Raw genomic sequence first — 13,137 nt, 5'->3', positions numbered from 1 at the left:
TAAACGGAAAACGGCGGTCACGCCGGAGAATCCATCCATTCTGCAGTCTGCTGCAGGATGGTATGCAGAACGGTAATATCCCGCAGAACGTCGCCGGTTTCCATTGAGTGGTTGGCGTTTTCGGTCAGATAGAGCGGAATGCCGATTTTCCGGCAGCCGTCCGTGATTATCTCGGTATCCGCCCACGGATCGGCGGTGCCGTGAAAGGCAATGCCGGTCGGGTCGAGATAGGGCAGGGCTTGCTCAATCGGTGTGTAGTACACCTGCCGCGGATGAATGCCCTGCCGGACGGCGTAGCGTGCGGCAATCGCAGTGCCGATGCTTTTCGAGAGGAAGAAAACGCGGTCGTAAGCGGTCCAGTCGATGGCGGTAAGCTGTTCCTCTGCGGCAGAAAGCGCGGTCTGCACAGCTTGTTCGATTTTTTCGGTGTGACCTCTTAAACCGGTCGGCAGAGCGGGATACTGCACCGCGAGCAGGTAACAGCCGCGTGCGCGTGCAAGTTTTGCGCTGTAATACAGCAGCGGTTTGTCGATATGGTAGCCGATGCCGGGGAACAGCACGGCAAGCTGGTTGCTCATAGGTAAGGCTCCTTTGGGGAAAATGCAGGATTACTCCGCCAGCTCCCGCACGGCGGCAATTGCGGTATCGACCTCATTTTCCGTGTTAAAATACGAAAAGCTGAAGCGAACCGCGCCCTGCTGCACGGTGCCGAGCGCCTCGTGCATGCGCGGCGCACAGTGTGCACCGGCGCGTGTGGCGATGTCATAATCGGCAAACAGCGCGTCCGCGACCTCGGCGGAGTCATAATCGCGGATGTTAAGTGCCACGACAGCTGCGCGTTCCGGCCGGGAGAAATTGCCGTAGACGGTCACGCCGTCAATGCCCTTCACACCGTCGTAAAACCGCCGCATGAGTGCGCGTTCGTGTGCTCCAATAGCCGAAACATCGGCTTTTTCGATAAATTTCAGCGCGGCATGCAGTCCGGCGATGCCGTGCGTATTGAGCGTGCCCGCCTCGAGCCGTGCAGGATACGCCTGCGGCTGTTCGCGGTCGTAGGAGTGAATGCCGGTGCCGCCGCGGAGCAGCGGCCGAAGCTCTACGCCCGGTCGGATGCACAGACCGCCGGTTCCCTGCGGACCCATCAGGCCCTTGTGGCCGGTGAAGCAGAGCACGTCAATGTTCATGCGCTGCATGTTGATTGGCACCGCGCCTGCCGTCTGCGATGCATCGACAACCAGAAGGGCACCGTGTTCGTGCGCCATTGTACCGATTTTGGCGATATCGAGCAGGTTTCCGGTCAGATTGGATGCATGCGTGCAGACAACGGCCTTGGTTTCCGGTCGAAAGAGCGTTTCCATATCCTCATAGCGGATATTGCCCTGACGGTCCGCCGGTACAAAATCTACCGATACGCCGCGCATCTGCAGATCATACAGCGGACGGAGCACGGAATTGTGTTCCAAATCAGTCGAAATGACGTGATCACCGGACGAAAACAGACCGTAGAGTGCAATATTCAGCGCCTCGGTGGAGTTCGCGGTGAACACAACATGGTCCGCACGCGGACAGCCGAACAGCTTCGCCAGCTTGCTCCGCGTTTCGAACACCATGCGTGACGCGGAAAGCGACACGCCGTGTGCGCCGCGCGATGCATTTCCTGCGGTAAGAATGGCGTTTTTGACCGCCTCTGCGACTTCAGGCGGCTTGTGCAGCGTGGTCGCTGCGTTATCCAGATAAATCATGATTTCCTCCGTCAGTCGAACAGTTCGACGAGAGCATGTGTCTCGAATCCGATGCCGGTTTCATGCAGAGTGTCGAGGAGCACCTGTTCCTCACTTGTTTCGGCCTTCCATGCCAGTCCGCAGCCTGCGCTCACCTGAGAGGGAATCGGGATCATACGTCCGGGCAGACCGCGCTGCGTGAACATGGCTTCTGCCGCGAGTGCCTGCTCGGTGGACGCGAACGCGATGACCGCAAACGGCCGTTTGCGCCGCATCACGGGCGCAGAATGAGGTCGGCCTGCATCTGCTTCTCTGTGATGACATACATGTTGGTCACGTCACCAACTGCCAGCTTGTCGGTCAGGCCATAGTGGTTGAGACAGGTACCGCAGGTCAGAATCTCCACACCGAGCGATGCCAGGTTTTTCAGATCCTCGAGCGATGCCGAGTCTTCGCAGGTCAGGCGTGCGCCGCCGTTGTAGAACAGAATCGTGCTCGGCAGGTGCTCCTGCTGGGTGAGCGCAAAAATAAAGCCCTTGATGAGAATGCGGCCCAGCTCCTCATCGCCATCGCCCATATGGTCGGCGGAAATGACAACGACCGTCTTTTTCTGCGCCGCCGGTACGGTGCAGGCAATCTGCTCATCGGCTTCTGCCTTGCCGATGGAATTTTCAGTCGTGATCGTCACGCAGAATTCCTTGTCCGAGCGTTTTTCGGTCGTGATCGAGCAGCCCTTGCTCTCCGCAAGGCGGGTCAGGTTCTGCACCGCAATTTCGTTATCTACCAGCGTCTGAACCGTGCCCGCACCTTTCAAATCCTGCAGCGCGTGCAGCGTTTTGATGACCGGAATCGGACATGCGTCACCGAGCGCATTCACTTGTACCATAATAAAGTTCCTCCTTTTGGGGATGTTCTGTGGATAGTATAGCACAATAAATCACTGAAAACCATAATTTATCCATAGGATTGTGGAATACTGGGATGAGAGGACGGTTTTTCTTGACGGTGCTCTCTTAAAAAGGGTAAAATTATAATGTATTTTACAAAAGTACGCAAAATTTATTCGCAAATCGCTTTTGTTCAATTATGCGGTATTGCCTTAAATGATAATTATCTATTCGTAACCTTATATAGAACACATTTACAGATATTACTTGCTTATTTGAACTGTGTTACCGGAACATTATCTATGGATAACCCGAATATCCGATATCTGATACAAAATCGTTATCTGATTGACTGACACGCAGAAAGGAGGCATAACCATGCGATCCCACACCTACCTTGCCATCGACCTGAAATCCTTTTATGCCTCCGTGGAGTGCCGGGAGCGTGACCTCGATCCGCTCGACACGCACCTTGTTGTCGCGGACGAGACCCGCACGGACAAGACCATCTGTCTGGCAGTCACGCCGTCGCTGAAAAGCTACGGCATTTCCGGCCGCGGACGGCTGTTTGAGGTACGTCAGCGCGTTAAGCAGGTCAATGCCGAGCGGCAGCGCCGTGCGCCCGGGCATACATTCACCGGCGCGTCTTACTCTGCTGCGGAACTGCGGGAAAACCCGTCTCTTGCGATGAATTTCATCATCGCACCGCCGCATATGGCGAATTATATGGCGTACAGCAGCCGGATTTATGCCATTTATATGAAATATGTCGCACCGGAGGACATGGTTGTGTACTCGATCGACGAGGTGTTCATGGACGTGACCGGCTATCTTCAGACCTACGGCCTGACCGCGCGTGAGCTGGCACGGAAAATCATTCTCGATGTGCTGAACACCACCGGCATCACGGCCACAGCAGGCATCGGCACCAACCTGTTTCTTTGCAAGGTGGCGATGGATATTGTTGCTAAGCACGTTCCCGCCGACCGCGACGGCGTGCGTATCGCCGAGCTGGACGAGCGCAGATTCCGGCATGAACTGTGGTCACATCAGCCGCTCACTGATTTCTGGCGCGTGGGACGCGGCACCGCGAAAAAGCTCGAGCAGTACGGCATGTGCACCATGGGCGATATCGCGCTGTGCTCGGAGAAAAGCGAGGATCTGCTGTATAAGTTGTTCGGCAAAAACGCGGAGCTGCTCATCGACCATGCGTGGGGATGGGAGCCGTGCACGGTCGCAGATATCAAAGCCTACAAGCCGAGCACCAACAGCATCAGCACCGGGCAGGTGCTCGCGTGTCCGTATACAGCGGACAAGGCACGTCTGGTTGTCCGCGAAATGGCGGATCAGCTGGTACTCGATCTGGTGAGCAAGGGCTTTGTCACCGACCGGCTTGTGCTGACCGTCGGATACGATATTGATAACCTGAACGATCCGGCACGGCGGATTAACTACCACGGCAAGACCGAGACCGATCGCTACGGGCGCACGCTTCCAAAATCTGCACACGGCACGCAGAGTCTCGGAGAACTGACCTCGTCTACGCGAAAGCTCATGGACGCAGCGACCACGCTGTTCGACCGTATTATCGACCCGAATCTGCTCATCCGGCGCATGTATCTGGTGGCAGATCACATCCTTCCGGAATCTGACGCGCCCCAGCCGGCTCGGTGTGAGCAGCTTGACCTGTTTACCGACTATGCTGCCGAGCAGGAGCGCCGGAGGGCAGAGCAGACCGCACTCGAGCGGGAGCGAAAGCTGCAGCAGGCGGCGCTTGCCATCAAGGGCAAATACGGCAAAAACGCGCTGCTTAAGGGCATGAACCTCGAGAAAGGCGCGACTGCCATCGAGCGAAACGGAAAAATCGGCGGGCATAACGCATAATCGGAAAAACATGCTAAGGCAATGTAAATATATTGCCTGATTCTGCCTCTTCACGGACGTTCTGTGTCGAAAATTCGACATTTCAGGCAGTCATCCTTGTATATGGCAATCAAAGGAAATATAATATATTCATAATAATATGGGAAATATATCTTTTCTGGAAGGATTGCGAAGCCGCAAGGCAGCTGCATACGGAGAAGCTAATGAAAATTATCTGCGAAAAAGGCTATCACGCCGGAAATGTCCTGCGTCTGGTAGCGGAATATTTGGAAAAACGATATCCGGATGATATGATTCTGGATGAAAATATGGAAATCACGCTTTCACTCAAGAACGGTGAGAACGGTCAGCCCATCGTGCTCGGTGAAGAGGAACTGCAGCTGTCGCACCATACAGCCGACCATTCCGAGGACTACTATAATCATGATGTGCTGACCCATTTGTACACGCGCTGCAAGTACGAGCACGACCTCAAGGTCTTTCAGCTGGCGAATTATGCGCGGCTGACCTGCATTTATATGGATGCCGTCGGCCTGCATGAGATCAACAACCACTTGGGACATGAGGCCGGAGACCACATGCTGTGCTCGATTGCGGACGGGATTCGAAAGTATTTCCCGGATGACTGCGCGTATCGTATTGGCGGTGACGAGTTTGTCCTGCTGTGTCCGGCGCGTCAGCCGGAGGAGCTTGCAGAAAGCCTTGCGGCGTTCTGCGGCACAATCCGTGAGATGGGGTATGAGGTCTCGGTCGGCGTATCTGAGAGCACGGACAGACAGACGCTGAACGAGACGGTCAATCAGGCTGAAACGGCCATGCGGCATGACAAAATGGAGTTTTACCGCAATAACGGCGGTATCCGTCAAATGCGTATCATCGACGATAAGCTGAAGCAGCTGCTCATCAAAAAGCGGGATGTCACCCGTTTTCTGCAGGCGATCGCACCGCTTTACAGGGGAGTGTACATGGTCAATATCAAGCAGGATACCTGTCGGTATATCTATGTTCCGTCATATTTTAAGACCATGCTGGAGAATAATCATCATGCGTTTATGTCTTCCGTGCGTGAGTACTGCCGCGAACTGGTCCACCCGGAGTATCATGACGAATTTGCAAAGCTGCTGGATTACAGCTATATAGAGGAGCAGATTGCGGCGCATGGTTCGCTGAAGATGACCTATCAGATACGGGACGGCAGCCGGGTACATCTCAAAATCACCATGGCCGACCGGAGTTCCGCAGACGTACATGAGCTGCTGTGGATTTTTCTGGACGAAACGCAATAGAAGAAAGCAGGTGAAGCATGTCCGTAATAGACAATCGAAAATACGCCGGGATTATGAATCTGCCGCATCATGTCTCCTCAACCCGTCCGCAGATGCCCATAAGCGACCGTGCGGCGCAGTTTTCACCGTTTGCGGCGCTGACCGGATATGCCGGTGTTATCCGTGAGACAGCGCGGCTGACCGACCGTAAAATCGAGCTGGACGAGACCATGCTGACCGCACTTAACGAGCGGTATCGGCTGCTGCTTTCCGTGCTCGATACAGAACCCGAGGTGGAGATCACCTATTTTGTGCCGGATGAACGCAAATCCGGCGGTGCATACCGCACAGTTTCCGGTGTGGTCAAAAAGGCGGATGAATTCGCGCGGCGGCTGACCCTGACAGACGGCACGGTGATTCCGATGGAGGATGTGCTGATGCTGGACGGGGCAATATTTGGACAGAATGAATAAGAAAATCCACGCTCTTCACAAAGAAGAGCGTGGATTTTTGTATAGTTAGCGCAAGGAATCGAGTTCTTCCTGCAGATACCGGAAGAACAGGCCTGCGTGGTATCCATCTGCTACCGCATGTGCGATGGTGATATTGACCGGCATATTGACCTTGCCGCCGCATTTTTCATACCTTCCCATGACAACGATGGGGAAGTATGCAGGCTGTCCGTCCGCGACGCGGCTGCCGCAGCCGGTAAACGCCGTCCACGGCGTACAGGATACGCAGTAGAAATTCGCAGGCTGGTTCGGCTTGGTCTTGATGCCCTTGACATCCTTGTAGGTCTGCATATCTGCGGTAATGGCGTTGTAAAACGTGGGGAAATCCTCGGAAAAGTCCGTCCAGCAGTCGGAAAATGTGCAGTCATCCGGATGAAAGAACGTGAAATTCGGCACGATTTTATCCCAGACACAGAGTTCGCCGTCCGCGTTTTTGAACATGCGGAAGTTCTCGATGCGGCCCAGCGCCTTGGTGACGCAGTAAATCGCCGCTGCGTAGAATTTACAGCCGTGTGCATGACAGAAACGGAGCAGGTTTTGCACATCCACCGGCGCCGTCATATTGAATTCAACCTTGAGAGCCTCGGTATAGTAGCGGTAGTGCTCACGGCGAGGCCAGCTTTCCATATCGACTTTTTTGAAGGCTTGCATAGCGTTCCATCCTTTCCGAACCCTGCAGATACACGCCCTGACTTTTTTGGCATTTGCAAAGCAAATGCTATTCATGCGCACTAACGCGCGAAATTCAAAATATTGATGATACGACTTGTTCAATAATCTTGCTGCTGTCAAATCTGCTGCTCCGCAGCGAACTGTGCCGCGCCTGCGGCAGCTTCCTCACGGCCATCGGACAGCGTGAGCGGACAGCCGAAGGCAGTCTCAAAGCGCTGCTGCAGATACCGGTTCTGCCGCAGACCGTTGCCCGAGCCGATCAGCCTTTTCGGCGTACCGCCGGCCTGCCGATATGCGGTGTACATGCGGTGCAGCTCGTCGGCCATGCCGTCCATCACGCCGTAAATCAGGTGTAAAGGCGTGAAATTATGCGTTGTAAGACCGGAAATACTGCCGGTCAGGCTGCTGTCCGCACGCGTGCCTTCAAACAGGGTGCAGATGGCAGGCACATCATCCGGACGCGGATTTTCATCCAGCAGACGCGCCATTGCGTCGTAGCAGCTGTGCACTTCCGTGCCGAGCATGGACGCGGTGGAGCGGAAAAACTGCTCGAGCAGCGCGTAAGCGCGTCCGCCGCACAGCGAAGCACCGGCCAGAAGATAGCCGCCGCCCGGCATGGGACGGGTCTCTAAGCCGTCTGCCTGCAGATAGTGCGGCGTAAACACGGAAAACTGACTGCCGGTGCCGACATTCACGAGCATTTCAGCGGTTTTGTCGCGCACCGAGCGCAGAAAGCTGGCTTGATTGTCACCGATGGCGGCACAGACAGCCGCATTCCGGAAGTACCCGATTACCGGTTCAGCAGCAAGCTGCGGGACAAAGCTCGGGGCGATACCGGCTTTTTGCAGAGCGTTTTGGTCGAAAGCACAGCGTTCCGCGTCGAAGAAGCCGATGCTTGCGGCGTTGCTGGCATCCATGCGCGGCGCAGCCAATCCGCACAGCCGCATGGCAAGGTAGTCACCGATGGTGCAGCAGGTGACGGCGGCGGGCGGCACAAGTCCGGCGGCAAGGTTGTACGCGTGCGTTACCAGACCATAGCCTGCCGCGGCAAGGTATCCGGTCACGCGCGTGAGATACTGCACCCAGCTTTCGGTTTTGCTGTGCGGCAGGCTGCCGCGTGCGTCCTGCCAGGTGTACAGCGGACTGACGGCATTACCGTCCGCATCCACATACAGAATGCCGTGCATTTGCCCAGTTACGCCGATGGAATGAATATCCGGATAGCGTTCAAACAGCATTTGCACGACAGATAGTGCGGTTTGCGTGATCTTTTCCACGTCTTGCTCGCGTGCGCACGCCAGCGCAGACGGAATAAAGGCACTGTTTGCCCGCGTTTCGCTGGCGAGGAACTGCTCGTCCTCGAGCACAGCCGCGCTGATTGTTGTGGTGCCGATGTCAATGCCTAATGTTTTCATGCTGGGTCCCTCGGTTCGCCTGATGGTTCTGTCAGCAGTATAGCACAGCGGAGCGTGTATGAAAAGAAATTGCGCACAAATTTGTCCACAAGTTTGTGGATAATTTACCGACTTGAAAAACGAGTTGCACATGCTATAATAAAGTCGCAAAACAGAGAAAAGGGGAGCGAACAACATGGACCGAAATTTTCTCAAGCAGAGCATTCGGCGTGGGCTGGACTATTACAAGGATGGCCTGTTCAACGAGGACGAGGATGAATACTGGGAGCGTGCATGGGCGGCGCCGGACGATGATGACAGCATGGCGGAAAACGGCTTTCTCAATGTAGCGATGGCGCACCTGCAGGGCGATGAATGCGACGAAATCGTGCTGCTCGGCACGGAATACGGCTATCATGAGCCGGATTACGACAGTTATATCGACATCGGACACGCCTTTGTCAACGATATGGGCACCGGATTTCTGCAGACCGAGGGCACCGAGGATGACTGGGAACAGCTGATTGACGATATTGCGGAAATTCTGGATGGAAAGATGGAGTAGCTTTCCACCGAGTTATCCACATTGCTGTGGATAAAAAATAAAACGCTCGAGTAATCTCGAGCGTTTGAGGCTGTCGAAAAACTCCGTTTTTCGAGCATCCTCTCGATTGAAACTACGCTTTCAATCGAATCTCGACGAAAAGCCGCGCCCTACGGGCACAATTTTTCGTCCCTTGTATAATTCCCGAGGTACACAAGGTGAATTGCCGCATAGCGGCAAGAGAGGGTGGTCTGGACCATGCCCCCGGGAATTATGAATTTGCTGTGTAAATTCTATTTTATGCGTGCTGCCGCACGAAAAGTAAAAACGATAGATTGACTTTATCGACAGACTGAAACGCTCGAGTAATCTCGAGCGTTTTTCATCGTCGCGCCTTAAACCTTAATTATTATTGCAGGGGTGTTTGCAGGGGTGCTGTTTTACAGCACCTGCGACATCAAAATCGCGCAGATCATAATCGGAATATTAAACGCGATAAACGTTGGGATGCAGGTATCGCGGATATGATCGTGCTGACCGTCGGCGTTGAGACCGGAGGTTGGGCCGAGCGTGGTATCGGATGCGGGCGAGCCTGCATCACCGAGGGCAGCGGCGGCCGAAATGAGCAGGATGGTAGCCGGAGTGGAGAACCCAAGCGAGCTGCACATCGGCACGAACAGCACAGCGAGCACGGGCACAGTGCCGAACGAGGTGCCGATGCCCATCGTCACCAACAGGCCGATGAGCGTAATGACAATCGCAGCGACAACCTTGCTGCCGCCTACGGCGGAAATACCGGCGTTTACGAGCGCGTCAATGCCGCCGGTGGCCTTGATGACCGAGGCGTAGCCGCCTGCCACCAGCATAATGATGGCAATCTGACCCATCAGACGGATACCGCCCTCGATCTGCTCGTCAATGTCACTCCATTTGATAGCGCGGAACGCGATGATGATGATCAGGCCGCACAGCGCGGAAAGCGCCAGATCCTGACTGATAACCTGCACGACTGCGACAACAATCGCGGCGGCAAGCATGACATAATGGCGATACTCGAGCTTTTCCGAAATTACCTCGGCAGCGGAGGTGTCTGCTTCAATGTCGTGGTAGTCACGCGGCTTGCGGTACAGGACAAACACGGCGATGAACAAACCGATCAGCATGGCAACGCCAATACTCCAGTTGGCGGCGGTAACGTCCTTGACCGTTACAGAAAGACCGTTTTCACTCAGATTATCCGCGATAACGCGTTGAAAAATCAATCCGAAACCAAACGGAATGGTGATATACGGCGCTTTATGGCCGAACGCCAGCGCACACGCAACGGCACGCCGGTCAAGCCGCATACGGTTCATCATGCGGAGCAGCGGCGGCACGAGAATCGGGATGTATGCGATATGCACCGGAATGAGGTTCTGCGACAGGCAGGCAACGAGCGTCAGCACACCAATGAGCGCCAGTTTGTGTCCGCCGAGCAGGCGCGACAGCTTTTTCGACAGAATGTCGGCCAGACCGGTCGTGGCGATGCAGGTGGCAAACGTGCCGAGCAGGATGTACGCCAGCGCAGTCGTGGCGTTGCTGGCAAAGCCGCCGGTCAGCAGCTGCATAACGGTCTGCGTGCCCTCGGGCGCGTTCAGCAGCGGGATACCGCCGGCCACGCCGCCGATGATGCACGCGATGAGCATGGACAGCAGCACATTCAAACCGGTCAGGCACAGAACACAGAGCACCAGTACGGATATCGTGACCGGGTTTGTGAGCAGGCTGAAAAGAATAGACATGTATCATTCTCCTTAGAAACAAAAACCGCATGCAGCGGGACTTGCACACGGTAAAGTATTGAAGTTTTTCTTATTGTAGCAGAAAAAAGCCAAACCGTCAAGAAATGTTTCTTATCGAAAGAAGTTATTGGAAAAGCAAACGGCACCTGCGGGGAACAGGTGCCGAAAAAGGATACTATATAAATAGATATACCGGAAATCACTGGCGGCGCTTAAAATCCAGATAGCCCTGCAGGATAAGCGTTGCCGCGACTGCATCGACGTTCTGACGGTGCTTTTTCTCTTTTTTGCCGCTGCGGTGCAGGATTTCGTGTGCGGCGACCGTCGTGCGGCGCTCGTCCCACAGCACAACGTGCAGTCCGGTGCGTTCCTCCAGCTCCTTCGCCAGAGTCTCGCACTTCTCGGCACGAGGGCCAACTGTGCCGTCCATGTTCTTCGGGTGGCCGAGGACGATCTCCTCAATCTTGTTTTCCTGAATGAATGCCGCCAGCTTGTCCACCAGCTTGGCGTAATTCCATTCGTGGATCACGCTCGGCGAGCCGGCCAGAAAGCCGGAAGGATCGGAGATCGAAAGGCCGGTGCGGGCGTCTCCGTAATCAATGCCCAAAATACGCATAGTCATACTCCTGTTTCTTGGGCAGTTTTTCAAATCGGTGTTTTCTGCCCGTGTGATTACCCTGAGTATACCATAAAAAACGAAAATAATCAGCACTTTTTCAGAAAAAATGCTTGACCGCAAATCCCTCACATGCTATACTAAAAACACCTATGCAGGTTCTTTTTTTGCGCCTATTTTTCGTGTGTCTGAAAAGTTGACGTCGGAACGCTGACAGAGGGAGGCAATTAGCTTCAAGCCGTGTCACAGGGATACGGAAACGAAGCGAGATATTAAAAGGAGGTGCCGTTATCTATGCGCGTAAAGATCACGCTGGCCTGCACCGAGTGCAAGCAGAGAAACTATGACACAATGAAGAACAAGAAGAATGATCCGGATCGTCTGGAAATGAACAAGTACTGCCGTTTCTGCCGGAAGCACACGCTTCACCGCGAAACGAAGTAAGGGAAAGGAAGTAGCTTAATGGCTGAAGAAACCAAAGCGAAAAAGCCCGGTCTCTTTGCTCGTATCGGCAAGTGGTTCCGCGAATTGAAGAGCGAATGCCGTAAGATCGTCTGGCCCACCCGTGAGCAGACGACGAACAACACGCTGGTCGTTATCGCCTGCGTAGTCATCATCGGTATTTTCATCTGGGTGCTTGACATCGTATTCGGTCTTGGTGTCCAGACGCTGCTTAAACATTTCGCCGCCTAACTTAAAAGGAGGCAACAATGTCAGACGCTGCAAAATGGTACGTTGTTCATACGTACTCCGGCTACGAAAACAAGGTAGCCTCTTCGATCGAAAAAGCGGTCGAAAACCGCAAGCTGCATGACCTGATCCAAGCCGTCAACATCCCGACCGAGAAGGTCGTTGAGGTAAAGGACGGCAAAAGCCGCGAGGTAGAGCGCAAGCTGTACCCGGGCTACGTGCTCGTTAAGATGATCATGACCGATGAAACCTGGTATCTGGTTCGCAATACGCGCGGCTGCACCGGTTTTCTGGGTCAGGACAAGTCCGGCGGCTCCAAGCCGATTCCGCTGACTGAGGAAGAGATCATCGCAATGGGCGTGGAAAAGCGCGAGATCGAGGTAAACTACGCCGCAGGCGACAGTGTTCGCGTTATCGACGGCGCGCTGGCAGGCTTTATCGGCGTTGTATCGTCGGTTGAGCCGGATAAGAACAAGGTAAACGTAACCGTTTCCATGTTCGGCCGCGAAACCCCTGTCGAGCTTGAGCTCGATCAGGTTGAAACTCTCGACGAGTGACAATGAGCGGAAGATAGATTTCCGCATTTACGGCAAGTGGGAGAGTTCCGTGCCAATTAGGAACTCGCCAGCCACCACATTTTTTGAAGGAGGAACCTTTCAACATGGCACAGAAAGTAGTAGGTTATATTAAGCTCCAGATTCCCGCAGGCAAGGCAACCCCGGCTCCCCCGGTAGGTCCGGCTCTCGGCCAGCACGGTGTAAACATCATGTCTTTCACCAAGGAATTCAACGAGCGCACCAAGAACGATGCCGGCATGATCATTCCGGTTATCATTACGGTTTATGCTGACCGTTCGTTCAGCTTCGTTACCAAGACGCCTCCGGCGCCGGTTCTGATCAAGAAGGCTTGCGGCATCGAGTCCGGTTCTGCTGTACCGAACAAGACCAAGGTTGCAAAGCTGTCCAAGGCTGACTGCCAGAAGATCGCAGAGACCAAGATGCCCGACCTGAACGCTGCTTCCCTGGAAGCTGCTATGAGCATGATCGCGGGCACCGCCCGTTCGATGGGTATCACCGTCGAGGAGTAATCTCCGGTTTTTATTTGTTGTACGAAGCTGCGGCTATCTGCCGCATACAGTGGGAGGGTTATTCAAGTTCCCGCTTAACCACTT

The 13,137-nt window shown here is 54.5% G+C and carries 16 protein-coding genes; 8 read left to right on the top strand and 8 right to left on the bottom strand.

Features of this window, described 5'->3' with window-relative positions:
* Positions 1–17: 17 nt before the first annotated feature.
* From DW806_RS10855 to yedF, 4 genes are read right to left on the bottom strand one after another with little or no spacing between them, the layout of a single operon-like run.
* On the bottom strand, positions 18–578 hold the full coding sequence (locus tag DW806_RS10855; protein WP_118729953.1) for an alpha/beta hydrolase: 561 nt from the start codon (positions 576–578) through the stop codon (positions 18–20).
* A gap of 30 nt (positions 579–608) precedes the next feature.
* Positions 609–1,742, bottom strand: a complete 1,134-nt coding sequence (locus tag DW806_RS10850; RefSeq protein WP_118729952.1) for an aminotransferase class V-fold PLP-dependent enzyme — start codon at positions 1,740–1,742, stop codon at positions 609–611.
* An 11-nt stretch (positions 1,743–1,753) separates the two neighbouring features.
* Complete coding sequence (locus DW806_RS10845; protein ID WP_118729951.1) at positions 1,754–1,996, bottom strand: DUF3343 domain-containing protein; 243 nt, start codon at positions 1,994–1,996, stop codon at positions 1,754–1,756.
* On the bottom strand, positions 1,996–2,607 hold the full coding sequence (gene yedF / locus DW806_RS10840) for a sulfurtransferase-like selenium metabolism protein YedF (protein WP_118729950.1): 612 nt from the start codon (positions 2,605–2,607) through the stop codon (positions 1,996–1,998). The genes DW806_RS10845 and yedF overlap by 1 nt, the downstream gene beginning before the upstream one ends.
* Before the next feature lie 379 nt (positions 2,608–2,986).
* Here yedF and DW806_RS10835 point away from each other — a divergent pair, with 379 nt between their 5' ends.
* The 3 genes from DW806_RS10835 (at position 2,987) to DW806_RS10825 (ending at position 6,230) form a co-directional block, all read left to right on the top strand.
* The gene (locus tag DW806_RS10835) at positions 2,987–4,492 is read left to right on the top strand and encodes a Y-family DNA polymerase (protein ID WP_118729949.1); all 1,506 of its coding nucleotides are present in this window, start codon (positions 2,987–2,989) and stop codon (positions 4,490–4,492) included.
* 203 nt (positions 4,493–4,695) lie between these two features.
* Positions 4,696–5,778 (top strand): GGDEF domain-containing protein, encoded by a 1,083-nt coding sequence (locus DW806_RS10830; RefSeq protein ID WP_118729948.1) that lies wholly within the window; start codon positions 4,696–4,698, stop codon positions 5,776–5,778.
* Between the two features lie 17 nt (positions 5,779–5,795).
* Entirely contained in the window at positions 5,796–6,230 is a 435-nt protein-coding gene (locus DW806_RS10825) for a hypothetical protein (protein ID WP_118729947.1), read from the top strand.
* A gap of 45 nt (positions 6,231–6,275) precedes the next feature.
* Here the strand turns inward: DW806_RS10825 and DW806_RS10820 are convergent, their stop codons facing one another.
* Together DW806_RS10820 and DW806_RS10815 are read right to left on the bottom strand one after the other, a co-directional pair.
* Entirely contained in the window at positions 6,276–6,920 is a 645-nt protein-coding gene (locus DW806_RS10820; protein WP_118729946.1) for a CatA-like O-acetyltransferase, read from the bottom strand.
* A gap of 137 nt (positions 6,921–7,057) precedes the next feature.
* A complete protein-coding gene (locus DW806_RS10815) occupies positions 7,058–8,356 on the bottom strand; it encodes a sedoheptulokinase (protein ID WP_118729945.1) in 1,299 nt (432 codons plus the stop codon).
* A 175-nt stretch (positions 8,357–8,531) separates the two neighbouring features.
* On the opposite strand from DW806_RS10815, the gene DW806_RS10810 reads away from it, so the two are divergent.
* Positions 8,532–8,900, top strand: a complete 369-nt coding sequence (locus tag DW806_RS10810; RefSeq protein WP_118729944.1) for a hypothetical protein — start codon at positions 8,532–8,534, stop codon at positions 8,898–8,900.
* A gap of 419 nt (positions 8,901–9,319) precedes the next feature.
* Here DW806_RS10810 and DW806_RS10805 read toward each other — a convergent pair whose 3' ends face one another.
* Positions 9,320–10,660 carry a Na+/H+ antiporter family protein gene (locus tag DW806_RS10805; RefSeq protein WP_118481006.1) on the bottom strand — a complete coding sequence of 447 codons (1,341 nt, stop codon included), beginning with the start codon at positions 10,658–10,660 and terminating at the stop codon, positions 9,320–9,322.
* A 199-nt stretch (positions 10,661–10,859) separates the two neighbouring features.
* Positions 10,860–11,276 carry a Holliday junction resolvase RuvX gene (ruvX, locus tag DW806_RS10800; RefSeq protein ID WP_117491465.1) on the bottom strand — a complete coding sequence of 139 codons (417 nt, stop codon included), beginning with the start codon at positions 11,274–11,276 and terminating at the stop codon, positions 10,860–10,862.
* 294 nt (positions 11,277–11,570) lie between these two features.
* Between ruvX and rpmG the strand changes: the two genes are divergently transcribed.
* From rpmG to rplK, 4 genes are all read left to right on the top strand, one after another.
* The gene (rpmG, locus tag DW806_RS10795) at positions 11,571–11,720 is read left to right on the top strand and encodes a 50S ribosomal protein L33 (protein WP_110435831.1); all 150 of its coding nucleotides are present in this window, start codon (positions 11,571–11,573) and stop codon (positions 11,718–11,720) included.
* An 18-nt stretch (positions 11,721–11,738) separates the two neighbouring features.
* Entirely contained in the window at positions 11,739–11,969 is a 231-nt protein-coding gene (gene secE / locus DW806_RS10790; RefSeq protein ID WP_110435832.1) for a preprotein translocase subunit SecE, read from the top strand.
* Between the two features lie 17 nt (positions 11,970–11,986).
* Positions 11,987–12,523: a transcription termination/antitermination protein NusG gene (nusG, locus tag DW806_RS10785; RefSeq protein WP_110435833.1), complete on the top strand. Its 537-nt coding sequence runs from the start codon at positions 11,987–11,989 to the stop codon at positions 12,521–12,523.
* Positions 12,524–12,627: 104 nt separating this feature from the next.
* A complete protein-coding gene (gene rplK / locus DW806_RS10780; protein ID WP_118481005.1) occupies positions 12,628–13,053 on the top strand; it encodes a 50S ribosomal protein L11 in 426 nt (141 codons plus the stop codon).
* The last annotated feature ends 84 nt before the right edge of the window (positions 13,054–13,137 follow it).

It is taken from the genome of Butyricicoccus sp. AM32-19, assembly GCF_003480365.1.
GTDB classification, from domain to species: domain Bacteria; phylum Bacillota; class Clostridia; order Oscillospirales; family Butyricicoccaceae; genus Agathobaculum; species Agathobaculum butyriciproducens.
Note: the sequence above shows the minus strand (reverse complement) of the source record. Positions and strands in the feature narration are given on the sequence as shown.

Bases quoted from the DNA above. Each gene is read 5' to 3' on its own strand.
- DW806_RS10855 (WP_118729953.1), bottom strand. From the start codon at position 578: ATGAGCAACCAGCTTGCCGTGCTGTTCCCCGGCATCGGCTACCATATC.
- DW806_RS10850 (WP_118729952.1), bottom strand. From the start codon at position 1,742: ATGATTTATCTGGATAACGCAGCGACCACGCTGCACAAGCCGCCTGAA.
- DW806_RS10845 (WP_118729951.1), bottom strand. From the start codon at position 1,996: ATGCGGCGCAAACGGCCGTTTGCGGTCATCGCGTTCGCGTCCACCGAG.
- yedF (WP_118729950.1), bottom strand. From the start codon at position 2,607: ATGGTACAAGTGAATGCGCTCGGTGACGCATGTCCGATTCCGGTCATC.
- DW806_RS10835 (WP_118729949.1), top strand. From the start codon at position 2,987: ATGCGATCCCACACCTACCTTGCCATCGACCTGAAATCCTTTTATGCC.
- DW806_RS10830 (WP_118729948.1), top strand. From the start codon at position 4,696: ATGAAAATTATCTGCGAAAAAGGCTATCACGCCGGAAATGTCCTGCGT.
- DW806_RS10825 (WP_118729947.1), top strand. From the start codon at position 5,796: ATGTCCGTAATAGACAATCGAAAATACGCCGGGATTATGAATCTGCCG.
- DW806_RS10820 (WP_118729946.1), bottom strand. From the start codon at position 6,920: ATGCAAGCCTTCAAAAAAGTCGATATGGAAAGCTGGCCTCGCCGTGAG.
- DW806_RS10815 (WP_118729945.1), bottom strand. From the start codon at position 8,356: ATGAAAACATTAGGCATTGACATCGGCACCACAACAATCAGCGCGGCT.
- DW806_RS10810 (WP_118729944.1), top strand. From the start codon at position 8,532: ATGGACCGAAATTTTCTCAAGCAGAGCATTCGGCGTGGGCTGGACTAT.
- DW806_RS10805 (WP_118481006.1), bottom strand. From the start codon at position 10,660: ATGTCTATTCTTTTCAGCCTGCTCACAAACCCGGTCACGATATCCGTA.
- ruvX (WP_117491465.1), bottom strand. From the start codon at position 11,276: ATGCGTATTTTGGGCATTGATTACGGAGACGCCCGCACCGGCCTTTCG.
- rpmG (WP_110435831.1), top strand. From the start codon at position 11,571: ATGCGCGTAAAGATCACGCTGGCCTGCACCGAGTGCAAGCAGAGAAAC.
- secE (WP_110435832.1), top strand. From the start codon at position 11,739: ATGGCTGAAGAAACCAAAGCGAAAAAGCCCGGTCTCTTTGCTCGTATC.
- nusG (WP_110435833.1), top strand. From the start codon at position 11,987: ATGTCAGACGCTGCAAAATGGTACGTTGTTCATACGTACTCCGGCTAC.
- rplK (WP_118481005.1), top strand. From the start codon at position 12,628: ATGGCACAGAAAGTAGTAGGTTATATTAAGCTCCAGATTCCCGCAGGC.